General features: G+C 41.6%; 25 protein-coding genes. 19 read left to right on the top strand and 6 right to left on the bottom strand.

The features are described from left to right. Nucleotides 1-30: 30 nt before the first annotated feature. From M9R32_RS10500 to M9R32_RS10510, 3 genes are all read right to left on the bottom strand, one after another. On the bottom strand, nt 31-315 hold the full coding sequence (locus M9R32_RS10500) for a hypothetical protein (RefSeq protein ID WP_269926701.1): 285 nt from the start codon (nt 313-315) through the stop codon (nt 31-33). 151 nt (nt 316-466) lie between these two features. Continuing rightward, complete coding sequence (locus M9R32_RS10505) at nt 467-1,498, bottom strand: serine hydrolase domain-containing protein (protein WP_269926702.1); 1,032 nt, start codon at nt 1,496-1,498, stop codon at nt 467-469. A 324-nt stretch (nt 1,499-1,822) separates the two neighbouring features. Next, entirely contained in the window at nt 1,823-2,059 is a 237-nt protein-coding gene (locus M9R32_RS10510; RefSeq protein WP_269926703.1) for a hypothetical protein, read from the bottom strand. 268 nt (nt 2,060-2,327) lie between these two features. Between M9R32_RS10510 and M9R32_RS10515 the strand changes: the two genes are divergently transcribed. The 4 genes from M9R32_RS10515 to M9R32_RS10530 all read left to right on the top strand — a co-directional run bounded on the left by M9R32_RS10515 (nt 2,328) and on the right by M9R32_RS10530 (nt 7,688). Next, nucleotides 2,328-3,038 (top strand): YwaF family protein, encoded by a 711-nt coding sequence (locus M9R32_RS10515; RefSeq protein WP_269926704.1) that lies wholly within the window; start codon nt 2,328-2,330, stop codon nt 3,036-3,038. 231 nt (nt 3,039-3,269) lie between these two features. Continuing rightward, nucleotides 3,270-4,517 (top strand): GGDEF domain-containing protein, encoded by a 1,248-nt coding sequence (locus M9R32_RS10520; protein WP_269926705.1) that lies wholly within the window; start codon nt 3,270-3,272, stop codon nt 4,515-4,517. 123 nt (nt 4,518-4,640) lie between these two features. Then, the gene (locus M9R32_RS10525; RefSeq protein WP_269926706.1) at nt 4,641-5,084 is read left to right on the top strand and encodes a MarR family winged helix-turn-helix transcriptional regulator; all 444 of its coding nucleotides are present in this window, start codon (nt 4,641-4,643) and stop codon (nt 5,082-5,084) included. Nucleotides 5,085-5,087: 3 nt separating this feature from the next. Then, the gene (locus M9R32_RS10530; protein WP_269926707.1) at nt 5,088-7,688 is read left to right on the top strand and encodes an MMPL family transporter; all 2,601 of its coding nucleotides are present in this window, start codon (nt 5,088-5,090) and stop codon (nt 7,686-7,688) included. A 56-nt stretch (nt 7,689-7,744) separates the two neighbouring features. Here the strand turns inward: M9R32_RS10530 and M9R32_RS10535 are convergent, their stop codons facing one another. Further along, on the bottom strand, nt 7,745-8,116 hold the full coding sequence (locus M9R32_RS10535) for a hypothetical protein (RefSeq protein ID WP_269926708.1): 372 nt from the start codon (nt 8,114-8,116) through the stop codon (nt 7,745-7,747). A gap of 152 nt (nt 8,117-8,268) precedes the next feature. On the opposite strand from M9R32_RS10535, the gene M9R32_RS10540 reads away from it, so the two are divergent. From M9R32_RS10540 to M9R32_RS10555, 4 genes are all read left to right on the top strand, one after another. After that, the gene (locus M9R32_RS10540; RefSeq protein WP_269926709.1) at nt 8,269-9,219 is read left to right on the top strand and encodes a hypothetical protein; all 951 of its coding nucleotides are present in this window, start codon (nt 8,269-8,271) and stop codon (nt 9,217-9,219) included. A gap of 65 nt (nt 9,220-9,284) precedes the next feature. Further along, entirely contained in the window at nt 9,285-9,785 is a 501-nt protein-coding gene (locus tag M9R32_RS10545; RefSeq protein ID WP_269926710.1) for a DinB family protein, read from the top strand. A 151-nt stretch (nt 9,786-9,936) separates the two neighbouring features. Continuing rightward, nucleotides 9,937-10,272 (top strand): L,D-transpeptidase, encoded by a 336-nt coding sequence (locus M9R32_RS10550; protein ID WP_269926711.1) that lies wholly within the window; start codon nt 9,937-9,939, stop codon nt 10,270-10,272. Nucleotides 10,273-10,378: 106 nt separating this feature from the next. Beyond that, nucleotides 10,379-10,564 (top strand): hypothetical protein, encoded by a 186-nt coding sequence (locus tag M9R32_RS10555; RefSeq protein WP_269926712.1) that lies wholly within the window; start codon nt 10,379-10,381, stop codon nt 10,562-10,564. Between the two features lie 149 nt (nt 10,565-10,713). Here the strand turns inward: M9R32_RS10555 and M9R32_RS10560 are convergent, their stop codons facing one another. Then, nucleotides 10,714-11,760 carry a DUF4097 family beta strand repeat-containing protein gene (locus tag M9R32_RS10560; RefSeq protein WP_269926713.1) on the bottom strand — a complete coding sequence of 349 codons (1,047 nt, stop codon included), beginning with the start codon at nt 11,758-11,760 and terminating at the stop codon, nt 10,714-10,716. Then, a complete protein-coding gene (locus tag M9R32_RS10565; RefSeq protein WP_269926714.1) occupies nt 11,735-12,076 on the bottom strand; it encodes a PadR family transcriptional regulator in 342 nt (113 codons plus the stop codon). The genes M9R32_RS10560 and M9R32_RS10565 overlap by 26 nt, the downstream gene beginning before the upstream one ends. A gap of 247 nt (nt 12,077-12,323) precedes the next feature. Here M9R32_RS10565 and M9R32_RS10570 point away from each other — a divergent pair, with 247 nt between their 5' ends. The 11 genes from M9R32_RS10570 to clpC all read left to right on the top strand — a co-directional run bounded on the left by M9R32_RS10570 (nt 12,324) and on the right by clpC (nt 26,081). Next, nucleotides 12,324-13,769 (top strand): helix-turn-helix transcriptional regulator, encoded by a 1,446-nt coding sequence (locus M9R32_RS10570; RefSeq protein ID WP_269926715.1) that lies wholly within the window; start codon nt 12,324-12,326, stop codon nt 13,767-13,769. A 127-nt stretch (nt 13,770-13,896) separates the two neighbouring features. After that, nucleotides 13,897-14,091 (top strand): DUF378 domain-containing protein, encoded by a 195-nt coding sequence (locus M9R32_RS10575; RefSeq protein ID WP_269926716.1) that lies wholly within the window; start codon nt 13,897-13,899, stop codon nt 14,089-14,091. A gap of 193 nt (nt 14,092-14,284) precedes the next feature. Next, nucleotides 14,285-15,958 (top strand): urocanate hydratase, encoded by a 1,674-nt coding sequence (gene hutU / locus M9R32_RS10580; protein WP_269926717.1) that lies wholly within the window; start codon nt 14,285-14,287, stop codon nt 15,956-15,958. Beyond that, nucleotides 15,955-17,208, top strand: a complete 1,254-nt coding sequence (gene hutI / locus M9R32_RS10585; protein WP_269926718.1) for an imidazolonepropionase — start codon at nt 15,955-15,957, stop codon at nt 17,206-17,208. Before hutU ends, hutI begins: the two co-directional genes overlap by 4 nt. A 6-nt stretch (nt 17,209-17,214) precedes the next feature. Beyond that, nucleotides 17,215-18,174, top strand: coding sequence for an agmatinase family protein (locus tag M9R32_RS10590; protein WP_269926771.1), 960 nt, complete (start codon nt 17,215-17,217; stop codon nt 18,172-18,174). Nucleotide 18,175: 1 nt separating this feature from the next. After that, entirely contained in the window at nt 18,176-19,495 is a 1,320-nt protein-coding gene (locus M9R32_RS10595) for a YjiH family protein (RefSeq protein WP_269926719.1), read from the top strand. Between the two features lie 537 nt (nt 19,496-20,032). Then, the gene (locus M9R32_RS10600; RefSeq protein ID WP_269926720.1) at nt 20,033-20,998 is read left to right on the top strand and encodes a nuclease-related domain-containing protein; all 966 of its coding nucleotides are present in this window, start codon (nt 20,033-20,035) and stop codon (nt 20,996-20,998) included. A gap of 536 nt (nt 20,999-21,534) precedes the next feature. Next, nucleotides 21,535-22,005: a CtsR family transcriptional regulator gene (locus M9R32_RS10605; RefSeq protein ID WP_269926721.1), complete on the top strand. Its 471-nt coding sequence runs from the start codon at nt 21,535-21,537 to the stop codon at nt 22,003-22,005. A 12-nt stretch (nt 22,006-22,017) separates the two neighbouring features. Beyond that, nucleotides 22,018-22,563: a UvrB/UvrC motif-containing protein gene (locus tag M9R32_RS10610; protein ID WP_269926722.1), complete on the top strand. Its 546-nt coding sequence runs from the start codon at nt 22,018-22,020 to the stop codon at nt 22,561-22,563. Then, nucleotides 22,553-23,653 (top strand): protein-arginine kinase McsB, encoded by a 1,101-nt coding sequence (locus M9R32_RS10615; protein ID WP_269926723.1) that lies wholly within the window; start codon nt 22,553-22,555, stop codon nt 23,651-23,653. Before M9R32_RS10610 ends, M9R32_RS10615 begins: the two co-directional genes overlap by 11 nt. Then, on the top strand, nt 23,643-26,081 hold the full coding sequence (clpC, locus tag M9R32_RS10620) for an ATP-dependent protease ATP-binding subunit ClpC (RefSeq protein ID WP_269926724.1): 2,439 nt from the start codon (nt 23,643-23,645) through the stop codon (nt 26,079-26,081). The genes M9R32_RS10615 and clpC overlap by 11 nt, the downstream gene beginning before the upstream one ends. Nucleotides 26,082-26,124 lie beyond the last annotated feature (43 nt).

The following is a 26,124-nucleotide window of genomic DNA, read 5'->3' on the forward strand; positions in this document are numbered from 1 at the left end:
ACCTCCTTTCATCCATTTGAATCTAAAGATTCACCAACAACCCATAACATGTTCAAATGGGATATTTGTTTCGATATAACTTCTGACTAATTTCCATCCTGTATCGTTGTCATGTTTAAAAGTATCGAAAAATAAATGCCCATTCATTGGGGCTTTTCCCTCGATTACAGGTGCTGCCCAGATAATCACCATCCACTCTTGTTCCTTCAAAGGAAAGGTTTTCAGTTCTTTCAAATCCCATTTAGCGTCATTTTCCTTGATAAATGAAAACCCTTGTCTCCAACCTTCAACGGATTCCTCATACCCGAAGTCCACGACCCCCTCCGAGGTAATTTCTCTCGCTGTATAATCCTGTGAGATCACGTTTTTTAGCTCATGGAGATGACAGCTCTTCCAAATCCCTAAGAAGTGTTGAAGAAAAGACCTAAAGTCATTATTCATATGGATTCACCTCACGTTAGTTTGTTTAGCGATTGGTCACTTTAGCCCATTCCTCTTCAATGGCTGTCATAATCTTATACGCACCAGAAGACTTATTGGAACAAACCACGACAATGCGGGAATCTTCTGGGTAGTATGCTGAGTGAAAACTTACGCCTGGGTCGTAGCCCATGACATGGTATTTAACTACGTCTACGTCTTTTTTATTAATCCAAATTCCATAACCATAAAAGCTACCTTTTTCTTCTTGAACATGTGCCGTAAGCAGGCGATCCGTCATTTCCTTGCTCAGGACTTGGTGGTTCATAAGAGATTTCCAGAGACGAGCCATATCGGTAACGGTGACATAGGCGCCGCCATCCGAGCCACCTTTTGCCGGAAGGGAGTACATATTGGTTTTCCACGTGCCATCCGGATGATCGATGTATCCTAATGCCGTTCTCTCAGGCAAGGAGTCAAAAGCAAAGTAGCCTGAATCGATCATCCCAACTTTTTTGAAAATATGTTCTTCCACGTAATCAGTAAAGGAAAGTCCACTTGCCTGTTCCACAATTAACCCTAATAAAATATAGCCGGAGTTGTTATAACGGAAAATCTCCCCCGGTGAATTTTTCATCGGTTCATTTTGGAATAGAGGTAGGAAATCCTGCAAAGTCCTGATATGGTACATAGGCGTTTTAATCCACAATTCCTCAAAATCATCCATCACTTCCTCGTCAAAATAATCAGGAACGCCTGAAGTGTGGGTAAGCAGGTGATGGACGGTGACGTGTTCATCGAAATGAGGGAATTTTACATCCAGACATTCTGTCAATTTTGCGTCGAAGGAGAGTTTTCTTTTCTCAACTAGTTGGCAGATGGCAATCGCCGTGAAGAGTTTGCATCCTGAAGCAATTCCATATCTTGTTCCAGACTGATTGTTTATTTTTTCTGCTCGATTGGCATATCCAAAACTAGAATCTATAAGAACCTTGTGGCTTTCTTTTACCAGAACGGAACCGGAAAAATCATTGTCGCTTTGAATGGAGGTAATCCGCTCCATCATCGTTTTTATCATGTGAAACCCTCCGTTCCTTTACCTAAAATTTTTAACTTGAATTCTTCATTTTGCTTCTAGTCCGCCACCCCTTAAACGCAAGAAAGCAGGAAAATAGAAAGAAAAGAGAGCTACTAATCCATAGTTGCATTGTTTCAGAAGAGATAGCTTCTAGGGAGAATGAAAAATCCAAGTAGTTTGCTACAACTTTTCCAATGAAGCCGATAATGTAGAGGAAAATGCAAAATAAAAGTAATTCCTTTAGAAATGACTGTAGATGAAATTCGTTTTTCTCCCATCGAGACAAGGCAATTACTAAAGCAATGACTAAAACCATGGTCCAATTCATGGCGTATCTTCATACTTCTTATGTTTGTAAAACAAGATTAATCCTGCAAACAGAGCTATGATGCCAGGCAGTAAAAACTTATGTTCATAAGCCATCATATTTATTAATTCCCAAAAGTTTGCTGGTCCTGAATTCTCGGAATTACTATAGGGATAGTTTAATAAGAACGGAATTAAGCTGAAAGTCAGTGCCACTGTTGCGAAAGCCAATAATATTATCATGAGCTTCTTCATGTGATTTTCCTCTTCACTAGAATTACTCTTGTTTTTTCTTCACCAAAACAGTAGCAATCCATTTCACTGTATTCTAATACGCGTTCTTCCTGAAACATCATTTGCATTCAAATCCCCCTAATTTTTTGTTAGGATCTACGAATATAGTATTCGCCAATCACCCAGTCTCTTCCTTTTTCTCTTCGGAAACAAACCTAAAACGAGGAAATTCACAGGTTAGAATCGAATACATATGTATGTTGGTGAAAGAGAGAAATGGGGGAGTGCAATGTTGAAACAAGAAGGACAGGCATTCGTCATGTTTTCCACCGCCCATGTAGTCGCAATTGTGGGGTTGGGTCTGATGATTGTATTGTTAGTTGTTTTTAAAAATAAATGGACGATTCAACCTCGAAAAATGAAACGATACGAACGACTTTTTGCTGTGTCATTGCTGGGGATGGATCTCGCGTATTATATATGGCTTTTTCAATCCGAAAGGTGGAGCTTGGGCAACTCATTACCTCTTGAATTGTGCAGCATCAGTTTAGTGTTGACCATTGTTCTATTGTGGACGGGGAATAAGCATGTCTATGATTTTGTTTTCTATGCAGGTATTGGAGGAGCACTTCAAGCCATCGCTACACCAGTCTTGGATATAAGTTTTCCTCATTTTAGATACTTCCACTTTTTCTACACGCACGCAGGGATTGTTCTCGTAGCTTTATATTTCACGTGGGTGAAAGGGTACAGTCCTACATTTAAAGGGATTCTCAAAACGATGCTCGCATTGAACGTATTACTGCCAATCGTGTTTTTGATTAATGTCCTATTTGACGGGAACTATATGTTTTTACGATCGAAACCTGTTAATGGGAGTTTGCTAGATTTCCTGGGGCCATATCCATGGTATATTGTGTCCCTTGAAGTGGTAGCTTTCTTCATATTCGTATGCTTATGGTTGGTATTTAGAGAAAAGCGTTCAGGAGTAACTTACTGATGTGTATTGTGGATTGAATGTTTTTATTTGTAAGCTTTCATCTATATCTGTGAGATTGAACAAATTAAAAAAGTTTGGAAGGTAAAAGAAAAAATTTTAATAGAGATAGCGCTTGAATACTCAGTTGATGAGTATCAGAAAATAAAGTGTAGAAAAAGTATTCGGAATTTACATTCAATTGTCAAATCGTGTGCTATAATTTTCATATTCATAAGTAAGAAGGTGCACGGAATGTGGAATTACAAAATTTTTGATATTTTATTGTTTATTGCTAGTTTAATAGTTGGTTTATCATTTGCACCGCTCGAGGTAGATCTAACTAAATTTTTAATTGTTATTTCCATTTTTCTTGTCTTCTCAGCGGTTTATTCCAATATAACCATACAACATGGCAATGGTGGAGGAACCTTCGATTACGGAATTTCATATAGCCTGTCGTTTATATTATTTGCAGGGCCATTCGGGCTGTTAATTTTTGAATTCTTCCATCGATTTAACGTTTATTTTCAACGGAAATATACAAAAACGGCAGATGCGGATGAATTCACGGATACACTTTATAACATTGGTTCATTCGTGTTGTACAATACCGTGGGATTTATCATCTTTTTCACGGTGCTTCCTTATGCGCAAACGATACCATTTGGTTACTTCCTTCTGTTTTTTGCAGTGACGTTAATTAACCGTCTGCAAGCCAGTGGTCTTATGGCCTTCGCTTTTTATTTAAGTGGAAATATTAAATCATGGTCAGAAGTAGTGACATTATTCTTTAAAAAAATAACTCTTTTTGATATAGGTAAAGTTTCGATTACAAATGCGCTGTTATATTATTTTGTCATGGAAAGTCAGTGGGAAATGTTAATTGGGTTGTTCCTGTTAAATTACGTGGTGAGTAAATCCTTCGTTTCCAATCAGGAAAAGGTTCAAAATGAATTAGAACGTGATCGTTTCCGTGAAATGGCATACACCGACTTCATGACAGGCTTATCGAACCGGGCAATGATGGATAAACAAATGGATGAAATTAATGGGACTGATGAAGTACTTGGAATTGTGGTAGCGGACATTGATAAGTTCAAGCAAATCAATGATAACTATAACCATGCAGTCGGGGACCGCGTCATTCAACATTTTGCAGAAGTTTTGAAAGCTCATACAACGAAAGAAGATTGTGTGTTCCGTAGTGGTGGGGAAGAATTCACGATTTTCTTGAGAGGTCGTAATTATGTAGAATGTCTGGATTTCCTTAAGTCGGTAAGCACGCATGTAAATGCTCATCCAGCAGAAGTCGAATTTGATGGTAAAGAAACATTCATCGATTATAGTGCTTCGTTTGGTCTGTATTTCAATAAAATGACGGAAGAATTACCGATGGAACGTGCCTACATTTATGCGGATCAACTGTTACTGGAAGCAAAAGAACAAGGACGCAATCGTCACGTCGTTAAAAACGGTGAACGATCAGCTGCTTATGCATAATTTTCATCTCCTCGATGTTGTTGTCGGGGAGATTTTTTATTTACTTTTTTGTTACATACCTATTATTGACTTTGCATAGTTTACCCCCTAAACTACTATTATTGGTTTAGGGGGTAAACTATTATGGATGAGAGAATAAGAGAAGCGGTATCGCTCTTTGAAGAAGTACTGATATATGGCACTGAACGTGTGATTAGAAGCGTGGATGATCCCATATGGAAAGAATATTCACCCGAACAAATTCAACTGTTGAAACTGATTTACAAAGAAGGAGAAATTACATCTGGTCGCCTCGCCGTTTTACAAGGCGTTCACAAAAGTGCTATTTCCAATCGCTTAAAAAAATTGATGGAAAAAGAGTTGATAGACACAAAACCTTCAGGTGACAAACGAGAAAAGATTCTTGTGCTCACCTCTTTAGGAGAAGAAGTTGTTAATGAATCAGATCGAGTATTACATGAATACATTGGGAAATTGATGTCAAATCAAGTGGATGATGAGGAAATTGACCAATTTTTAGTGACGTTCCGCAAGTTAAGAGAAATCTTGAAAATGAATGGAGTCTGACGAATGAAAACCATCTTGAAATGGAAATGGCCAATAACAATTGGTCTGCTTGCCATTACGATTCTTTTATTTATCCTTGCCCCGAATTTAACGAAACAAGCGGAAGAAGCGGGCTCATTCCAACTGTCTGGAGATGCTTCCTCACAACAAGCTGCGAGAATGCTTGCGGACGCAGGGGAAAGCGACCAAACGATTTCCGTCGTTGTACAACTAGATAAAGCGCTTGCTGATGAAGACCGTGAGCAATTGGACAGTATGGCGAAGGAAATTGCAACACTCTCAGAAACGGTGACCAGTGTCTTAAATCCCGTTGAAAGTGAGGAACTTGAGAGTCAACTCGTATCCGAAGATAAAAAAACGGTGCTCATTCCCATTACAGTGGATGGGTCCGATGAAGACGTAAATGAAGTTGCGACAGAAATTCGTGATTCCATCATTCCGTCAGACCTGACAGCTTACGTGACAGGTGAAGCCATCATCAACAATGATGTGAATAAAAGTGCACAAGAAGGCTTAAAGCGTACGGAAATTATTACAGTTGTGCTGATTTTTGGGTTGTTACTTGCCGTTTTCCGTTCCATTGTGACCCCATTCATTCCTTTAGTGGCAGTGGGGATTACATATTTATTAAGCCAATCACTTGTGGCATTTTTCATTGATTGGTTTGGTTTCCCGGTTTCGAACTACACCCAGATTTTCTTAGTGGCGATCTTGTTCGGAATTGGAACGGACTACTGTATTTTACTGTTGAGCCGGTACAAGGAAGAGTTATCTGCAGGTCATGCGGTTGAAGAAGCCATAGTGAATACCTACAAAACGGCTGGACGTACGTTGTTGATCAGTGGGCTTGCTGTATTTATTGGGTTCTTCGCTATCGGTTTTGCTGATTTCCCCATTTTTAAATCGGCCGTTGCCGTAGCTGTGGGAATTGCCATATTATTGCTCGTGTTATTTACGATTGTGCCCGTATTTATGGTAGTTTTGAAAGAAAAACTGTTCTGGCCATCTAAAAAATCGGCAGCGCATCACGACAGCAAACTCTGGGTATGGATGAGCAAGCTTTCCGTCAATCGCCCTGTCCTTTCAATGCTGGTGGTCGCGATTATTACAGTTCCATTGTTGCTGACATACGATAATTCTTTGTCATTTAACACGGTGGACGAAATCGGCAGTGATTATGAATCAGTACAAGGATTACGTGCGATTGAAAACGGCTTTGGAAAAGGGGATTCATTGCCTGTTCAAGTAATCATTGAGTCGGATGAAAATCTGGCAAACGAAGAAATGATTCCGTATGTGGAAAGATTAAGCCAACGCTTTGAGCAAATCGAAGGCGTGGAGAAAATTCGTACGGTTACCCGTCCGACAGGAGAAATAATCGAAGACTTATATGTCAACCGTCAACTCGGCTTAATGGCTGATGGATTAACTGAGGCGCGCGAAGGACTGACTGAAATCGGAGCGGGTCTTGAGAAAATTCAAAACGGCTTGGCTGGTGCTGGTAATAGTGGTGGACTTGGCGAAGTAGCGGCAGGTCTTGGTCAGCTAAACGATCAATTGGCTTTGACAGCACAAGGGTTGCAACAGACTGGCAATGTGCAACAAACAGTCGGTGCTTTGAATGCGATTAGTGGCCAACTCGGACAGATTCAGCAAGGACTTGCCGGAGCAGGCGTTGGTGGTGAAGGACTATCTCAGTTAACTGAAGGACTTGCAGCGTCTAATAAAGGTCTTACACAAATTGCCGAAGGATTAACCGAAGTCAGCGACATGATGAAGAATATGAGCGAAAGTGACAGTGTGCGTGATACGGGATTGTATATTCCAGCGGGAACCCTTGAGAATGAAGAGTTTTCTCAAGTCTTGGACCGTTATACATTTGCGGATGGCAAAGGAATTAAAATGGAAGTTGTTCTTTCAGATGACCCATATTCACCTGAAGCTATTGAAACGGTGCAACGTTTGAAAAACGCAGTGGCAGCTGAAGTAAAAGGAACACCTTTTGCAGATGCAAATATTGCATTCGGTGGCATATCTAGCGTAAACAGTGATTTAGCTGATATCTCTTCCAGCGATTTTTCAAGTACTGTAATGATTATGTTAATCAGTTTGTTTATCGTCTTGACGATTTTATTCCGTTCCATGATTATGCCATTGTTCATGATTGGTTCGTTGTTATTGACGTACTTTACGTCTATTGCCATTGCCGAACTAATCTTCGAGAATCTACTTGGATATGACGGAATCAGCTGGGCAGTTCCATTCTTCGGATTCGTCATGTTGGTTGCTCTAGGTGTCGACTATTCCATTTTCCTACTCGACCGATTCCGTGAAGAAGCAGAAAGTGGGTTGTCCGTTAGAGAAGCAATGCGTATTTCCATGGCTAAAATGGGTACGGTTATTATCACGGCAGCTATTATTTTGGCAGGAACATTTGGTGCCATGATGCCTTCAGGTGTTCTGAGTTTGATGCAGATTGCGTCAATCGTGGTCATTGGATTATTACTTTATGGCTTGATTGTCTTGCCATTACTCATACCGGCTATTACCGTATCGTTTGATCGCGGCGTGTGGTGGCCATTCGGTCTTAAAAAAAATAAATAACAAAACGGAAAGCCCTTCGATAATCAATCGAAGGGCTTTTTTCTTATGGTCCAAGATTAGAATCCAAGAGGCAATTGAAAGAGCAGAAAGTTGCCTGTCCATTGTTCACTCTCGATAAATACTTTTTCATTGTTCTTTTCAAACAAATAGCTGGAGCCATACTGTTCAACAAAATTCCATCCATTCTTTTTCATTCGTTGCTTAAGGGAGTCTACTGCTACATCGAGGGAATCATCCGTTACCAACCAAACGTAGCCATCTTGCTGAGTTACTTTGGAAAGAGGTAATTCTGATGAGGTGGCAAGTGTCGCTACTTCTTGCTTGGTTTTATTAGTAAATGGAAGTTCTGGGTAATGAAATTTCGTTGACAAAGCAGCGTTCACCGCAATAAGGCATAGAATAACTACTGGAATTATCCACTTTTTCATCTCAAACCCGCCCCATCCATTCAAATTTCATCGTTATTCATTAGACTCTTTACCAAACACAAAAGTTCCAACATTTCACTAAGTTCCCAAAATACAAATCAATTGAAACCTCATCTCCAAAATTTCGTATAAAACGTAAGGGAGTGATGGCGATGTGGTCAACTTTACAACAACGACAATCGGAATTACAGCTATTAATGAACGAACAAGAACGTTTGCAAAAGAAGCTGGCTTCTCTTCAAACCGATGTCTTGGAGCATACGCATAAACGAAATGAACTCGAACGAAAGCTGACAAAAGAACAGCGGGATGTAGCAAAATTAGATGAGTTTTCATTTTCCAATATGATGAGAAAGTGGAAAGGGACGCAAGAAGATGTACGTGATCAGGAAATGGTTGAAGCCGCTTCGGTAGAACTCAAATGGAACGAAGCTGTAAAAATGGTTCGTGATTTGGAAGTTGAATTAGATACCATACGAAAAGAACTGGCGGATTTACGTTTCCGGGACCTCCATGTCAATTGGGAACGGTTGATGAAAGAAAAAGAGTTATGGTTAAAAGTAAATTCACCTAAAGACAAGGCGCAGATGGAAGAACTTTATGAGCGCAAAATGGTTGTCCAAACCATGCTTAGGGAAATCGAAGAAGCACGGGAGGCAGGCAGTAAAGCAAATGTGTTGCTGTCTTACGCAATCAGCCAGCTCCAATCCGCACGCAATTACTCCACTTGGGATACGTTTTTGGGTGGCGGTATGATTGTGACAGCGATGAAGCACAGTGCAATTGACGAATCGGAAGACACGATTCATAAAGCCCAAATGGCGCTCCATCGATTCAGAACGGAAGTCAAAGATGTGCAGGCACTCGAAGCCAATAGTTTTATCGTAGAACGCGGTGAATTTATCAAAATGGCGGACTACTTTTTTGATGATATTTTTAGTGAGTGGACCATTCATTCACGCATTTCCAAATCTCAGGATAACTTGCAAGACACCATAAAAGAAGTGGTGAAAGTCATGCATTCATTAGCAGGTAAAAAGCATGTACTTGATGCGGAGCTTGCCGAAATTGAAGCAAAAAGAAAACAGTTAATCGAAGCGTGATGCAGGGATTTTGTTAATTTTCACGAAAGATACTTAAGACATGAAGATTCTTAAGGGGGTAAGTCATGTACCATACAATAGATGAATTCTTAAATGAATGGATATACGAAAGTGACTCTACTCAGCAAATATTGGATTTGTTAAACGATGATTCGTTAGGAACTAAAGTCAAAGAAGGGGAAAGGTCTTTAGGTTATCTGGCTTGGCATACCATTGTCTCTGTACACGAAATGATGTCACGAGTTGGATTGGTATTTGAAGCGCCTCATCATGATGCACCAATGCCGGAATCCGCAGCGGAAATTGCCGCTGGGTACAGACAGGCAAATATGGCGTTCAAGGAAGCCGTTCGTTCACAATGGACGGATGCCAAACTTTCTGATGAGCACGACATGTATGGTGAAATGTGGACGAACGCCACTACATTAGACGTTCTCGTAAAACACCAAATTCACCACCGCGGCCAAATGACCATGTTAATGCGTTTGGCGGGATTGCCGATGAAAGGGATATATGGTCCCTCACGTGAAGAGTGGATGTCCTATGGTGTAGAGGTTCCAAAATAAGACGATAAAAAGTAACTTCGATACTGGAGTTGCTTTTTTGTTAGAAATGAACGATTGCTGTCTAGATTGATTCTTCTTTCTAGTCTAAACATGGTCATATCCAGCATCCATTCCATATACCTAAAGTAAGTCAGTTTTAGGAGATGGGATCATGGTCGTTTGGATTGATGTAAATGTTAAGAAACGCCAGCTGAAACTTTACGATGCCAGTATATTATTGAAGACATATCCGATTGCAGTGGGGAAAGTGTTAACACCTACACCAAAAGGAAATTATATTGTTGTGAACAAAGAATACGACCCAGGTGGCCCGTATGGGGTATTGTGGATGGGTTTATCTAAACCACACTATGGAATTCACGGTACAGATAATCCCTCATCTATTGGCAAAGAAGTTTCGCGTGGATGTATCAGGATGTATAACGAAGACGTGACGGAGCTTTCCACATTCGTGCCGATTGGAACGAATGTGTATATACATGGTTGATGCAGTGCAAACAAAAAAGCAGTTTAATTAACTTCCCATTTAAACTGCTTCTTTGTGTTGTTTTGAAAGGGCTTATAAACAAGGTGGTTCGCAAAGGGGGAGACATATGAAAAATGTTAAAGAATTATATTTTGTGTGGCTTTTAATATTATTTGTCGAGATCATATGGCTTTATATTGTAGAGGATATGTCAAATACAACGGGTGACCTTTTAATTGTGATAACCGTAATTGCAGTTACCCTGACAGTGGGGGCAGTTGGTCTCAAGGTGTTCTCGGATGATGGGGATTAGACCAGTGATTGGAGAAAATATGGATGAATAAGGTTTACTTGAGGCTGATACCTAAAAAACTCAGAGCGTATAAACTCTGAGTTTTTTGATGTTATTTGCTTACTTCTAGTTGGACTACTTTTAAAAGGAACCTGTCATCTTATTAAGATTTAAACCGGAACGCTTACTTCTTTTTTATAGACAGTTATTTTTCCGTTATCCGTTGAAAGTTGAACTGTATTTGTTCCGTTTCCGAAAGTGGTACGGGAATTCTTTTCACCGAATACATCCACTTTCCCATGTTCAACATTTGCACGGATGGTTACGTCGGTTGGACTATGTTCGGTTACGACCGATATACTCCCATTGTCCGTTTCTAAATCAATCATACGATCAAGAGTGGTTGTTAACAGGGAAATGCGACCGTTATCCGTTTTACCGGTAATATTCCCATTCACATACTCCATCTCGATTCGCCCATTGTCTGTTTCAGTGTGTATTTGATCAGCATCGATATGACGTAATTCAATGCGTCCATTGTCCGTCTTGGCCGAGAAGGTGTTGGTTTGGACTTTTTCGATTGTGATACGGCCATTATCTGTTTCCACATCGAGGCTGGTTGCTGCCAATGCTGTTAGTTTAATGCTTCCGTTGTCCGAAGTTGCCGCCATCGTTTTTCCAAGAAGTTTTTCCGCGACTAGGCTGCCGTTATCCGTTTTCATCAAAATGCTCGAATACATTTTAGCAGGGAGCGCAACATTTACTTGCACACCTTTGCCAATAAAAAGGAAGCTTAGGAATCTGAATTTCGCTTCTCTTAATTTAATCTTCAGCGTATCCCCTTTAACTTCTGCGGTTAATTCAAGTTTATCATTGCCATTAACCAGTTCCACGATTGTATCTTCTGATTCGGATGGGTACACTTTCAGCGCACCGAAATGGATGTTCATGTCCACTTTAGTGAATGTAGTATCCGTAATTTTTATCTTTTTCGTAGCTGCAGTTGGCTCTGTTTTCTCAGGAACATAACTGGCAATAAGTTCTTCGGCAATTTGTTTTGGAGAGCCAAGGGATGCGGCTATTTCGCTATCGGATTTCCCGTCTTCACGGCCATCCTTAAAATACTCTTTAATATCCTGAAAAATATCGTTTCTTTCTTCGGAAGGAAGTTTAGTTAAAGACATTTCAAGTTCATTTAGAAATTGTTGTTCCGTCATTTTTCACACTCTCCTCAATTAAAGTATTAACCCCGTTTGTGAAGCTTTTCCATTCATTTAACTGTTCCTGTAAATACGTTCTGCCTAAATCGGTCAGTTTATAATACTTCCGCGAAGGACCTTCCGTAGACTCTTGTAAATATGTCGTGAAATAACCTTCCTTGGTCAAACGTCTTAGTAAGGGATATACAGATCCCTCGGAAATCGAGATTTGATCCGAGATTTTTTGTACAAGTTCGTATCCGTATCGATCTTTTTGGTCTAATAACACAAGTACGCAAAGATTAAGAACGCCTTTTTTAAATTGAATATTCATCCTTTAACCCCTCCTTCCACTACTAATTAATAAACAGTACTATTAGGAACAATATATCACACGGTATTATTCTATGCAAGGTACTGGAAAATAACCATTTATTTTTGAAATGGAGAGCTCGAGTACTTACAGAATCTTTAAAAGTTCTTGCTTATGATGAACGCAGACATGACAATGAACGTATATTCTTACCTACGACTAAACTGTTTACTGGCTCTTAATGAGCTGGCGAAAGAGGGGGTTTCTTATGCATGTATATGTTCTGACGAAGGACTCACTTGAAGCACAAGGCATAAAATGGATGATTACATCTCAGCTTCGGGACGTTTCTGTGGAAACTGGGGATTCAATTAGTAAATACCGAAAAGATATGCATTCTAGGGAATCTGATTTTTATGTAATTGATATGGATTTATGGTCAGTACCGGAAGAAATTCTATTGCCATCAGGTTCAAGGTGGCTAGGGCTGTCGTCGGATCGAACATTTCAGACTACATACCGCGCGCTCCAACATAAAGCGGAGGATCTATTATTCCGTCCCTTCCAGCCTGAACATTTAATCAAACATATCCAACAAGCGCGTTTTCGATTGCGCAACGAAAAGAAAAAGACTCCACAATTGGATTCAGTTCAGAATTCGCATTTTACATATGAAGATTTATTGTTGGCTGAAACTTACCCAAGAACACCTTTACTTTTGAGTGCGATTGTACCTGCGAATCGAGCGCAGGGAACGCAATTGGTGCATGCTTTGGAAGAGTTCGCATTTCCTTCGCATGCAGAACTTTTCCCATTTACCGATTTCATTCTCGTCATTCACCGATTGACTGAACAAGAAAGTCTGCAGGATGCTTATTTGGCATTTTACGCCTCATGGAAACGTCAATCTAATACTTTATTGTCTATTTACCTATACGAATCGCATGGCGACATAGATATTCGTTCACTTTATCAAAAAATGCGTCGCTTTCAGGAACGGATTTTTTATGATGGATACGATATTTTGTCCATGGAGACAGAAGATTTAACGTGGCGTGAGATGGATCCTTTTTTATCTCCGATTGAGCAACGTATGTGGATCGAAATGTTAGGTAAACAGGATGTTAAGGCGATTCGACAGTGGTTGGAACAAGATTTCCTCACTCTTGAAGAACCTTACCCGGACCCGGAAATGGTTCGAATTCGTTTGACCAGCGTTCTGGCGCAAATCAGAAGATATATGTCGGCCAATTCAATTCAAAATGGAACGCTTGCAAAACATTACCATCAACTGTTTCAAGACATCGTCCGCGAGCCGGTGATGTACCACATCATACAAAACTTCGGCGACTTCACAGCAAATTTAATGAAAGAAACAAGTCTTGTAGAATCGGGTACTTCTAATTTTTCCGATAAAGTCAGGACCATGATGGAGTCAAATTATTGGGACTCGAATTGGAACTTGGCAGCTTGTGCGGAAGTTTTGCAAATGAATAAAAGTACGTTAAGTAGAAGGTTTTCCAAAAGCACCGGCAAGAAATTCAGGGACGCACTGCAGGAAATTCGCATTGGAGAAGCAAAACGTTTATTAAAAGAAACAAACGCTTCTTTAGAGGAAGTATCGAGATTGGCTGGCTTTACGCATCAATCTTATTTCAATGCGAAATTTAGAGCTTCAACTGGACAAACGCCATCCCAGTTCCGATTTAATTAGAGCAGTTGAAACGATTTTTTGAAAAAATAAAATTATTAGCACATTCACTTATTCTATTATGTTTATGGTTGTTATATAATGGTTATACAAAAGGTGTACATTACAAAACGAAAGGAGTTGGACAGAAGTGAAAAACTTAAACGTTATCGCACTTTTACTTGTTATTATCGGGGGATTAAACTGGTTGCTTTTCGGTTTATTCCAATGGGATCTAGTAGGCGGAATCTTCGGCGGTATGGATACTGCCATCGCTCGAGTTATTTATGTACTTGTCGGAATTGCTGCTCTGTACTGTTTAACATTATTCAAGAAAGTTTCTTAATCAAGCTCCATAATTTGTCCGAAAAGGCCGATACTCCAATCGGTCTTTTTTTTATGTTCTAAAGACAACAAAATATAAAAACCTTTAAAAATTAGAGATTTTAGACAATAAAACATAAAAATTAAACTAAATTATAATAAATTATCAGAAATTTCACGATACAATAAAGATATTAATAAGGGGGCGACTGAAAATGAAAGCGAATACATCAAATCGAGTAATTCAATATAGAGGAACAGAATTAAACACAAAAGGGTGGCAACAAGAAGCGGCACTTCGTATGTTAAGCAACAATTTACACCCGGACGTGGCAGAACATCCTGAAGATTTAGTGGTATACGGAGGAATCGGTAAAGCTGCGCGTAACTGGGAAAGCTTCGACGCGATTGTGCGTTCATTAAAAGAGTTGGAAAATGACGAAACGTTGCTTGTTCAATCAGGAAAACCGGTAGCGATTTTCAAAACACATACAGATGCACCTCGTGTGTTGATTGCTAATTCAAATATTGTACCGGCGTATGCGAACTGGGAAACGTTCCACGAGCTCGATAAAAAAGGCTTGATGATGTACGGCCAAATGACGGCAGGCAGCTGGATTTATATTGGTTCGCAAGGGATTGTACAAGGGACGTACGAAACTTTTGCTGAACTGGCAAAACAACATTTCGGAGAATCATTGAAAGGTACCATTACATTGACAGCGGGTCTTGGAGGAATGGGGGGAGCTCAACCTTTAGCGGTAACAATGGCTGGTGGCGTATGTATCGGGATTGAAGTGGACGAAACGCGCATCGATCGCCGTATTGAAACGCGCTATACAGATGTGAAAACAGATTCGTTAGATGAAGCGATACGTATGGCTGAAGAAGCAAAAGCGGAAGGGAAAGCTTTATCGATTGGGTTGCTTGGCAATGCAGCAGACGTCCTTCCGGAAATGATCGCTCGTGGCTTCATCCCAGATGTGTTGACGGATCAAACTTCTGCGCACGACCCATTAAACGGCTACATTCCATCGAAAATGTCTTTGGAAGAAGCGGCGAAGCTACGTTCGGAAAATCCTGCCGAGTACGTCAAACTTTCAAAAGCATCCATGGCAAAGCATGTTTCTGCAATGGTCGAAATGATGGACAAAGGCGCTATTACATTTGATTACGGCAACAACATCCGACAAGTCGCAAAAGATGAAGGCGTTGAACGCGCGTTTGATTTCCCAGGATTCGTTCCGGCATACATTCGACCACAATTCTGTGAAGGAAAAGGACCGTTCCGCTGGGTAGCACTTTCAGGTGACCCGGAAGATATTCGCAAAACAGATGAAGTTATTTTGCGTGAATTCAGCTACAACAAACATTTATGTAACTGGATTAAAATGGCGCAGGAGAAAATCCAATTCCAAGGACTTCCTTCACGTATTTGTTGGTTAGGTTATGGGGAACGTGCGCGTTTCGGGAAAATCATTAACGATATGGTTGCAAGTGGCGAATTAAGTGCACCAATCGTTATTGGACGTGACCATTTGGACTCAGGGTCAGTTGCTTCACCGAATCGTGAAACAGAAGCAATGAAAGATGGTTCGGACGTTGTAGCGGATTGGCCAATATTGAATGCAATGGTCAATGCAGTAGGTGGTGCAACATGGGTATCCGTTCATCATGGTGGTGGCGTTGGCATGGGTTATTCCATTCATGCAGGAATGGTTATTTTAGCAGACGGTACGAAAGAAGCGGAAGCTCGATTGGAACGTGTATTAACAACAGACCCAGGGATGGGCATCGTCCGTCACGTAGATGCCGGCTATGATTTGGCGATTGAAACAGCGCGCGAAAAAGGTGTCAACATTCCGATGCTAAAGGGGTCGGAAGAATGAAACCAGTTTGGATAAAAAATGCAGCTCAACTTGTAACGGTAGCCGGTGAAAATGGTCCCCGTGTTCGGGAAGGAATGTCTGACCTCGGGTTGATCGAAGATGGCAGTGTGTGGATGGAAAACGGTGAAGTAGTTGCAATCGGTACGACGTCAGAGCTCGAAGCATTATACGGGTCACGTGCACATGAAGCGGATATCATCGATGCGACAGGCCGTTTGGTGACACCAGGTTTAGTCGACCCACATACGCACGTGGCGTATGGTGGAAGCCGTGAACGTGAATTCGAAATGCGTCTTGAAGGTGCCACTTATATGGAAATTATGAATGCAGGTGGCGGTATTCACGCTACGACACGTATGACGCGCGATGCTTCCGAAGAGGAGTTGGTGGCGCAGACAACGCGCCGCCTAGACTCGTTTCTAGCACATGGCGTAACAACTGTGGAAGGCAAAAGTGGCTACGGACTCGACTTAGAAACAGAATTGAAGCAACTGCGTGTAATGAAACGGTTGAACGATCAACATCCAATCGATTTAGTTCCCACTTTTATGGGCGGTCATGCGGTTCCTCAGGAATATAAGGGCCGCGAAGACGAGTATATTAATGTATTGATAAATGAAATGTTACCGAAAGTGGCGGAAGAAAAACTGGCTGTCTTTAACGATGTTTTTTGTGAAGTGGGGGTATTTACGCCTGAGCAGTCTGAACGTATTTTGAATGCGGGCAAAGAACTCGGCTTGATTCCGAAAATTCATGCCGATGAAATTGAGTCGTACGGTGGAGCGGAATTGGCTGCAAAAGTCGGAGCAATTTCAGCGGAACATCTATTGAAAGCCTCTACTGAAGGTGTGCGTTTAATGGCGGAAGCGGGAGTCATTGCCTGTCTGTTGCCAGCGACAGCATTGTATTTACGTGAAGAAGCGGCGAAAGGTCGAGCAATGATTGACGCGGGTGTTGCCGTAGCAATCTCGACAGACTGCAATCCGGGTTCTTCGCCTACAACGTCCATGCCGCTAGTCATGAATTTGGCTTGCATCTCCATGCGTTTAACACCTGCAGAAGCTTTGGTTGCGGCAACGATGAACGCAGCTTGTGCCATTGGTATGCAAGACAAAGTCGGTTCATTGGAAGCTGGAAAGCAAGCGGATGTCGTGATGTGGAATGTGTCCAACTACCAGGAGTTACAGTATCTTTTCGGTGTGAACCACGTTGGCTCAGTGTGGAAAAAAGGCGTTCAGGTGGTGGGTTAAATGGACATGAAGTATTTACAACCACCCGAATGGTCATGGCGCGATGCTTCTGGAGATTTCGTTCATCAGTGGGTAAAACCTCTAGATGAACAGTCCCCAGACATGGTGGTCTATGGTGCGCCCATTTCCCGTTCTTCCATCAGTGTTTCCGGAGCTTCTTTGTATCCAATGGAATTCCGCAAGTTGTGGAAAGGGTTCTCAACCTATAACTTGGACGAAGACTTAGATTTGTCTAGATACACCGTTCGTGATGCAGGAGATGTCCTGATGCATACAACGAATATTTTGTTGTCGCATGAACGCATTGAAGATACGACGCGTGAAATAGTCAGCGTGTTTAATCAGTCCACAACATGCTTAATTGGCGGCGATCATTCCGTTACTGCATGTGCGGTAAGAGGTCTTAAGAAGGCCTACCCGGACGAGCGAATCGGCATTTTACAACTGGATACCCATTTGGACGTACGAGATCCGGCTGAATTGGGTCCTGCAAACGGTACGCCCATTCGTCAATTAATTGACGGGGGAATAGTCCGCGGGGAAGATGTTGTCAACATCGGTCTGCACGGTTACTTCAACGCAGCGCCGTTAGTGGAGTATGCGAAGAAACATGGCATTCATATGATTACTTTACGTAAAGCACGTGAGCTAGGGGTGGCTCAGTGCGTCGAAGAACAGGTAAAGGAATTAGCCAAAAGAGTCGACCGCGTATATGTAACTGTCGATATGGATGTTTTGGATATTGCGGTTGCGCCTGGTGTGCCCGCTTCCACACCAGGAGGCATGACAGCGGAGGAGTTATTCCAAAGTTTAATACGAATCGGTCAACATGATGCGGTCAGACATATTGATTTTGTCTGTCTGGATCCATCACGCGATGTAGCGACAAGCGCCACGGTCAAAACAGGAGTGTATGCGTGGTTGGAATTTATCACGGGGAGAGTTTTATTACAAAGGGGGATTTAATTTGCAACAAGTGGGGGAAAGTTCAAGTTTACGTTCAAGCACAGGCACGTGGAAGTTTTTCGTATACAGTTTAATCGGCGCTTTCATGTTTTTTGTTCCTGTAACAATTGGTGAAAAAAATTCAATCATGCTTGACCACATCGTGTCCTGGATCCAAGCAAATGCAACCGGCGTTTTACCATTTTACGCACTAATCATTATACTTGCCGGTGCAGTTTATCCATTTTTCTCAGGAACTTGGAAAAGGTCAACGGTAGATATCGTTTTCTCGTTCTTTAAAGTAATTGGATTAATTGTTGGAATTATGATTGTCTTCGAATTTGGTCCAGCTTGGTTATTCCGTCCTGATATGGGTCCGTTCTTATTTAATAAACTTGTCATTTCAGTTAGCTTACTCGTACCTATTGGTGCTATTTTCTTGGCTATGTTGGTTGGTTATGGATTGCTAGAGTTTGTAGGAGTTCTTATGCAACCAATCATGCGTCCTGTTTGGAAGACACCAGGCCGTTCCGCTATTGATGCAGTGGCATCTTTTGTAGGGTCCTACTCTTTAGGTCTATTAATTACAAACCGTGTATATAAAGAAGGAAAATACTCTGCACGTGAAGCAGCCATTATTGCAACCGGCTTCTCAACGGTTTCCGCGACATTCATGGTCATTGTTGCCAAAACACTCGGCTTAATGGACATGTGGAATACGTATTTCTGGGTAACGCTTTTGGTTACATTTATCGTGACTGCGATTACGGTACGAATCTGGCCGCTTGGCAGTATGAAAGACGATTACTATGAAGGTGCGGTACCGCAACCCGAGATGAAACCAGAAGGCAGCCGCTTTGCAGTGGCATGGCGTGAAGCTCAAGAAACGGTAGCGAACGCACCGACATTTGGCGCAAATATTTGGGCAAATGTTCGTGACGGCTTACTGATGACGATGGCCATTTTACCTTCCATTCTATCAATTGGTTTACTAGGGATCGTCCTTGCGACATTCACGCCATTATTTGATTGGGTAGGTTATATCTTCTATCCATTCACTTATATTTTACAGCTTCCTGAACCAATGCTTGTTGCCAAAGCAAGCGCACTTGGTATCGCTGAAATGTTCCTTCCAGCCTTGCTGGTAGTGAAGTCTGGAATTATTGTGAAATTTGTAATCGGCGTTGTTTCTGTATCGTCCATTATTTTCTTCTCTGCGGTAGTTCCATGTATCGTAGCAACAGAAATTCCGATTTCGATTCCGAAACTAATTGTGATCTGGATTCAACGTGTCATTTTGACTTTAATTATTGTTACACCAATTGCTTATTTCATCTTATAAAAAGAAGTGCCATCCTTTCATAAAAAGGATGGCATTTTTTTATGTGCTTTCATTTAGTAACAGTAGCGCAGCGGAAACAGAAGCAATTAGGTTGGTTCTAGAAGTTAACTAGGGTGTGAGACGCGTTTGAGCGATAAACTTGCCTATTTGAGCGATAAATTCTCCATTTGAGCGATAAATCCCTGGAGTGAGCGATAAACACTCCAATATGAGCGTTAAATTTTTCACAAACTGAACAGGAGACACAAAAACGTCTCGATACACAAGTTGACTAGCTATTGAGACAACCCTTCTTTTAAACAGGAGCGCAGCGAAAACAAAACCAACAAATCTTTATATCAAAATGGGAGCCAATTCGCTATTCGCGATATGGCTCTTTTCTGTTTGGTGTGGTAAAGAAAGGTTTTTAAAAATTTTCAGCAAATATAATAGAGTGTAATGCGCTTTTAAATTGCTAGAGTAATATACTATCTGAATTTCTTGCTAAAATTTCCAGGAATATTTATAGTGAGATTATGTCATCACTAGGAGGTTTTAATGAATCCTACTCGTAAAAAATCGGATAAATTTATATTTTATGAAGCGCTTGCGAAACGACTGCCTCACAATCATTATTTCACTCCGACTGTTCAAAGTATTCTTCGTAAAGAAAGCGGAGGATATGCAGGTGAGATTCGGGTTGATCGGGAATTATCTGAGGGCCAATATTATCAATCGTATTGTGTACTGCGTAATATTCTGGTTGGATCAAAAGAATTCTACTGCCAAATTGATACATTAGTAATATATAAGAATTTTATTCTAATCATCGAAGTGAAAAATATCCCCGGACTACTTACATACGATGAAAAAACGCATCAATTGACTAGACGAAGAGACGACGGTCCAATTGAAGGGATGGGAAATCCCGAAGACCAACTTAAACGCAGTGAACGTATGGTAAGGCAGTTTCTGGACTTTCATAAAATTTCACTACCTGTTCATGGAATAATCGTTTTTTCCAATCCATCTTCTATTCTCGAGAAACCATTTCCAAATTGTCTCGCCATTCATGTTTCGGGACTTTATCAAACATTAGAGAAATTGCATCGCACTTATCGTGAACATCCGACATCCCCCCACTTTGATGTCAACGAGTTGCACAAGTTGTTTTTACAAAACGAACCCAAATTACCCCCAAATAAACCATCACATATTCCAACTTCAATTTTTAGCGATTTGATCGTCGGGGTCCTATGTCCCAATTGTGATAAAAGCAAACTCAAGTATATTCATAAATTATGGCGTTGTTCCATTTGTAAATACAAAAGCGAAACAACTCACTTAACGACACTTCAAGAATATCGAATTCTTTTTAGTGAAGAAATAACCACCACCGAGTGGATGAATTTTACTAATCTCAAGTCCCTGGCTACGACCAAAAGAATGTTGAGCGAATGTAATTTAGAGAGAATAGGCGGCAATAGAAATAGAAAATGGCGAATTCATAGCGTTCATCTCTAGAAGTTAACTAGGGGCTGAGACGTGTTTGAGCGATAAACTTGCCTATATGAGCGATAAATTCTCGGTATGAGCGATAAATCCCTGGAGTGAGCGATAAACACTTCAATATGAGCGTTAAATTTTTCACAAACTCAACAGGAGACACAAAACCGTCTCGATACACAAGTCGACTAGCTATTGAGACGACACTTCTTTCAAATAGAGCGCAGCGAAACAAAGCAATCAAATTCCTGAACCTGAATAGGAGCCATTTCGCTTCATCGCTACATGGCTCTTTTCTGCGGTGAGTAGTTCTTTATATATGGCGCAAGTGAAGTGCACTGTGGAATAAGTTTTGCCGATAGTTTGTATAATTTAAGGTGATTTATTTTGAAAGTAAGCACCTCTAAAGCATATGAATTGCACACTTCCTACCTCCCCTTATATAATAAAGTCAAAGTTAGTCAAAGTCAGGTGAGTCTGGATAAATTGCGCTCACAAAATATCACAACTAACCTTGACTCGCACTCACATTTAATTGATCGGGAGGTGATTGAATGCGGAATATATCGGATATTATTGAAGGGTATTTAAAGAAAGTTATCGAATTAGATGATAAAGGGCATGTTGAGATAAAGCGCAGTGAGATTGCGGAGCAATTTCAGTGTGTGCCTTCACAAATTAATTATGTAATTAATACGCGCTTCACCGCCGACCGTGGTTACCTCGTTGAAAGTAAGCGGGGTGGGGGTGGCTATATTCGGATAGTTCGGGTACGCGCTCATACGAAGGCCGATTTAATTGAAGCAATACTAGTGAGTTTGGAGCGTGGAGCTTCTCAAACGATGACAGAAGATATTATCTTTCGTTTAATCGATGAGAATGTAGTGACGAAGCGTGAAGCAAAAATGATGCTCGCGGCACTCGATCGCACAACCCTCAATACCCCATTGCCGCATCGAGACGAATTGCGTTCGCGCATATTGCAAGCGATGCTAATGACATTCAAGTATGAACAGTTAAAGTGAGGCGAGCGCGAGATGATTTGTGAGAATTGTAAACAGCGTCCGGCAAAAGTTACCGTGACGCAAGTACAAAATGGAGACCAGGTGCAACGTCATTATTGTGAAGTTTGCGCAAAAAATTTCCATCCGTTTCATTTGGATTTTCAACAAGATCCACTTTCGCTACACCAGTTATTATCCAACTGGTTTGGTGTCCCAGAAAGCAAACAAGTGCAGCAAAAACCGCAACCGGAGTCAAAAACATGCAGTTCGTGCGGTTGGACATTCCGTCAGTTTCTAAACCAAGGGAAGTTCGGCTGTGCACATTGTTATGAAAGTTTTCACAAACAATTGCCGGATGTTTTCAAGAAATTACACAACGGCAATGTTAAGCATGTGGGGAAAGCGCCAGGTACGTTTGGTCAGACCCTGCAATTAAAAAAACAAATAGAAGCCATTCGCACGTCCATGCGTACGGCGATTGAAATTGAGAATTTTGAAGAGGCGGCAAGACTGCGTGATGAAGCTCGCTCTTTAGAAGAACAGCTACAAAGCGGAGGTGAAAACCGCGATGTCCATTGAACGTTTTCTAAATAATTCCGTGACAAGTTGGATGGCTGGTGAAGGAGAGCATGCAGATATCGTAATGAGTACGCGAATCAGGCTCGCTCGAAATTTAACAGGCTACAGATTTCCACTTTCTTTTACGGAAAATGAAGCGCTACAAGTGGATCAAGCGATTTCTGCAGTATTACTTGACGCAGAAGCGGAACTTGAGTCGACCTTTTCGTATATAGATATAAAAGAGCTATCTGCGCTCAATCGGCAAGTTTTGGTTGAAAAGCATTTGATTAGTCCGAAACTGGCTCATTCGGAAGTAGCTGGTTCCGTTTTATTATCAGATGATGAAGCGGTCAGCGTGATGGTCAATGAAGAAGATCATATTCGCATACAATGTATTTTCCCGGGAATGCAGTTGAACGAAGCATGGCGTCAGGCTAACCATATCGATGACGTCCTTGAAAAAGAACTGCCTTACGCATTTGATGAACAGTTTGGCTATTTAACGAGTTGTCCAACGAATACGGGCACTGGCCTGCGGGCATCGGTGATGATGCATTTACCGGCACTAACGATGACGAAGCAAATGGATCGCATTGTGACAGCCATTACACGGCTCGGGATGGTCGTTCGCGGCATCTACGGGGAAGGTAGTGAAGCCCTCGGCAATGTGTATCAAGTATCGAACCAAACGACTCTCGGGAAATCAGAAGAAGATATCTTAACTGATTTGCAAAGTATCACGGAACAAATTATTCAAAAAGAACGTGAAGCAAGAGCGGCTCTTTTACATACGAGACCGAATGTGTTGGAAGATCGTCTGTACCGTTCACTTGGTGTGTTAACGTATGCCCGACTTTTATCAACAGAAGAAGCGGGACGCTGTCTATCAGATGTGCGTCTTGGCATCGATCTCGGATTGATCAAAGGTGTCGATGTTTCAATCTTGAATGAATGCATGGTTTTCATGCAACCAGGTTTTTTACAAAAGTATGCAGGTACGTCCCTGCAACCCGAAGAACGCGATGTGTTTCGCGCAAAGTTGTTTAGGGAACGGTTGCAAGTAGACAATAATTTAGACAATGAAGGAGAGGAACCTCATGATGTTTAATCGATTTACACAACGCGCACAAAAAGTACTCCAATTAGCTCAAGAAGAAGCCATTCGTATGAAGCACGAGTCAATTGGAACTGAACATATATTATTGGGATTAATTCGTGAAGGCGGCGGCATTGCTGCGAAAGCAATGGAAGCAATTGAAGTCAGCCCGCAAATGATTGAAGAAGGCATTGAAGAATTAGTGGGAATGGGAACAGGTGACGTAGGTCCGATCGTTCATTACACACCACGTGCGAAGAAAGTCATTGAATTATCAGTGGATGAATCGCGTAAATTAGGTCATTCTTACATCGGCACAGAACATTTATTGCTGGCGCTTATTCGTGAAGGCGAAGGAGTAGCGGCACGTGTTCTTAATAATTCAGGTGTTAGCTTGAATAAAGCTCGTCAACAAGTGTTGCAATTGCTTGGAAGCAACGACCATGTTCAGGCAAACAGCGGAACAAACCCTGCAGCGAGCACGCCGACGCTTGATAGTTTGGCTCGTGATTTAACTCAGATTGCCCGTGAAGGAAGCTTGGATCCAGTCATTGGCCGTAGCAAAGAAATCACGCGTGTCATTGAAGTGTTATCACGTCGTACGAAAAACAACCCAGTTCTTATTGGGGAACCAGGGGTTGGTAAAACAGCGATTGCGGAAGGTTTGGCTCAACAAATCGTCCAAAACGAAGTGCCTGAAATTCTGCGTGACAAACGCGTCATGACATTGGATATGGGTACGGTTGTTGCAGGTACAAAATACCGTGGTGAGTTTGAAGATCGCCTGAAAAAAGTGATGGATGAAATCCGCCAAGCAGGTAACGTCATTCTATTTATCGATGAGCTCCACACATTAATTGGTGCTGGTGGCGCTGAAGGTGCAATTGATGCATCCAATATCTTGAAACCATCACTTGCTCGTGGTGAACTACAATGTATTGGTGCTACAACGCTGGATGAATACCGTAAATATATTGAAAAAGATGCTGCATTGGAACGTCGTTTCCAACCGATTCAAGTGGATGAACCTTCAGTAGAAGAGTCCATTCAGATCATTAAAGGACTTCGTGACCGTTATGAAGCGCATCACCGTGTGAAAATTACGGATGAAGCGATTACTGCAGCTGCTAAAATGTCAGACCGCTACATTTCAGACCGTTTCTTACCGGACAAAGCGATTGATTTAATTGATGAAGCCGGCTCAAAAGTCCGTTTACGTTCATATACAACACCGCCGAATTTGAAAGAACTGGAAGCTCGTCTAGAGGCAATCCGTTCAGAGAAAAATGCGGCTGTTCAAAGCCAGGAGTTCGAAAAAGCGGCATCATTCCGTGATACGGAACAGAAGCTGAAAGAAGAACTCGAAAGCACGAAGAAGTCTTGGAAAGAAGAGCAAGGTAAAGCGGAATCTGAAGTGACTGTTGAAGATATTGCAGCAGTTGTGTCCATGTGGACGGGAATTCCTGTTTCTAAACTCGCTCAAACCGAGTCTGAGAAATTACTAAAACTAGAAGATACATTGCACCAACGTGTCATCGGTCAAGCGGAAGCTGTTACTGCCATTTCCCGTGCAGTACGTCGAGCACGTGCTGGATTGAAAGATCCAAAACGTCCAATTGGCTCATTCATTTTCCTTGGACCAACAGGTGTTGGTAAAACGGAACTTGCCCGCGCGCTTGCTGAAAGTATGTTTGGTGACGAAGATGCCATGATTCGCGTCGACATGTCTGAGTACATGGAGAAACATTCGACTTCACGTCTTGTCGGGTCACCTCCTGGTTACGTAGGATTTGAAGATGGCGGTCAATTGACGGAAAAAGTTCGTCGCAAACCCTATTCTGTTATTCTTTTAGACGAAATTGAGAAAGCACATCCAGATGTCTTCAATATCTTGCTACAAGTATTAGAAGACGGTCGCTTAACGGATTCGAAAGGACGCACGGTCGACTTCCGCAATACGGTAGTCATCATGACATCAAACGTCGGCGCAGAAGCGTTGAAGAAAAACAAATATGTCGGCTTCAATTTGCAAGACGGCGAACAGAAATACAAGGATATGAAAGGCAAAATGCTTGAAGAGCTGAAAAAAGCCTTCCGTCCTGAATTCTTAAACCGTGTCGATGAAATGATCGTGTTCCATTCACTAGAAAAAGAACACTTAAAAGAAATCGTTACACTAATGACAGCTCAATTAACGAAACGCTTGAAAGAGCAGGAAATTGAGTTGGAATTAACGGAAGCGGCTCAAGAAAAAATTTCAAAAGAAGGCTACGACCCAGAGTACGGCGCACGTCCGCTCCGTCGTGCACTTCAAAAACACGTCGAAGATCGCTTGTCTGAAGAACTATTAAAAGGCACAGTGTTGACTGGTCACAATATTGTGTTCGATGTGGAGAACGATGAATTTATTGTCCGCACAAAAGAAGCAGTAACCGAATAAAACAATTGGAGCATTCCGGCGAGGCTGTTCGGAATGCTCTTTT

The sequence above is a fragment of the Paenisporosarcina quisquiliarum genome (assembly GCF_027563315.1).
GTDB classification, from domain to species: domain Bacteria; phylum Bacillota; class Bacilli; order Bacillales_A; family Planococcaceae; genus Paenisporosarcina; species Paenisporosarcina quisquiliarum.

Coding starts and splice junctions, on each gene's coding strand:
- M9R32_RS10525 (WP_269926706.1), top strand. CDS start 4,641: ATGGATGAGAGAATAAGAGAAGCGGTATCGCTCTTTGAAGAAGTACTG.
- M9R32_RS10535 (WP_269926708.1), bottom strand. CDS start 8,116: ATGAAAAAGTGGATAATTCCAGTAGTTATTCTATGCCTTATTGCGGTG.
- M9R32_RS10540 (WP_269926709.1), top strand. CDS start 8,269: ATGTGGTCAACTTTACAACAACGACAATCGGAATTACAGCTATTAATG.
- M9R32_RS10555 (WP_269926712.1), top strand. CDS start 10,379: ATGAAAAATGTTAAAGAATTATATTTTGTGTGGCTTTTAATATTATTT.
- M9R32_RS10510 (WP_269926703.1), bottom strand. CDS start 2,059: ATGAAGAAGCTCATGATAATATTATTGGCTTTCGCAACAGTGGCACTG.
- M9R32_RS10610 (WP_269926722.1), top strand. CDS start 22,018: ATGATTTGTGAGAATTGTAAACAGCGTCCGGCAAAAGTTACCGTGACG.
- M9R32_RS10565 (WP_269926714.1), bottom strand. CDS start 12,076: ATGAATATTCAATTTAAAAAAGGCGTTCTTAATCTTTGCGTACTTGTG.
- hutI (WP_269926718.1), top strand. CDS start 15,955: ATGAAACCAGTTTGGATAAAAAATGCAGCTCAACTTGTAACGGTAGCC.
- M9R32_RS10600 (WP_269926720.1), top strand. CDS start 20,033: ATGAATCCTACTCGTAAAAAATCGGATAAATTTATATTTTATGAAGCG.
- clpC (WP_269926724.1), top strand. CDS start 23,643: ATGATGTTTAATCGATTTACACAACGCGCACAAAAAGTACTCCAATTA.
- M9R32_RS10590 (WP_269926771.1), top strand. CDS start 17,215: ATGAAGTATTTACAACCACCCGAATGGTCATGGCGCGATGCTTCTGGA.
- M9R32_RS10560 (WP_269926713.1), bottom strand. CDS start 11,760: ATGACGGAACAACAATTTCTAAATGAACTTGAAATGTCTTTAACTAAA.
- M9R32_RS10515 (WP_269926704.1), top strand. CDS start 2,328: ATGTTGAAACAAGAAGGACAGGCATTCGTCATGTTTTCCACCGCCCAT.
- M9R32_RS10550 (WP_269926711.1), top strand. CDS start 9,937: ATGGTCGTTTGGATTGATGTAAATGTTAAGAAACGCCAGCTGAAACTT.
- M9R32_RS10545 (WP_269926710.1), top strand. CDS start 9,285: ATGTACCATACAATAGATGAATTCTTAAATGAATGGATATACGAAAGT.
- M9R32_RS10505 (WP_269926702.1), bottom strand. CDS start 1,498: ATGATAAAAACGATGATGGAGCGGATTACCTCCATTCAAAGCGACAAT.
- M9R32_RS10520 (WP_269926705.1), top strand. CDS start 3,270: ATGTGGAATTACAAAATTTTTGATATTTTATTGTTTATTGCTAGTTTA.
- M9R32_RS10615 (WP_269926723.1), top strand. CDS start 22,553: ATGTCCATTGAACGTTTTCTAAATAATTCCGTGACAAGTTGGATGGCT.
- M9R32_RS10530 (WP_269926707.1), top strand. CDS start 5,088: ATGAAAACCATCTTGAAATGGAAATGGCCAATAACAATTGGTCTGCTT.
- M9R32_RS10570 (WP_269926715.1), top strand. CDS start 12,324: ATGCATGTATATGTTCTGACGAAGGACTCACTTGAAGCACAAGGCATA.
- M9R32_RS10605 (WP_269926721.1), top strand. CDS start 21,535: ATGCGGAATATATCGGATATTATTGAAGGGTATTTAAAGAAAGTTATC.
- hutU (WP_269926717.1), top strand. CDS start 14,285: ATGAAAGCGAATACATCAAATCGAGTAATTCAATATAGAGGAACAGAA.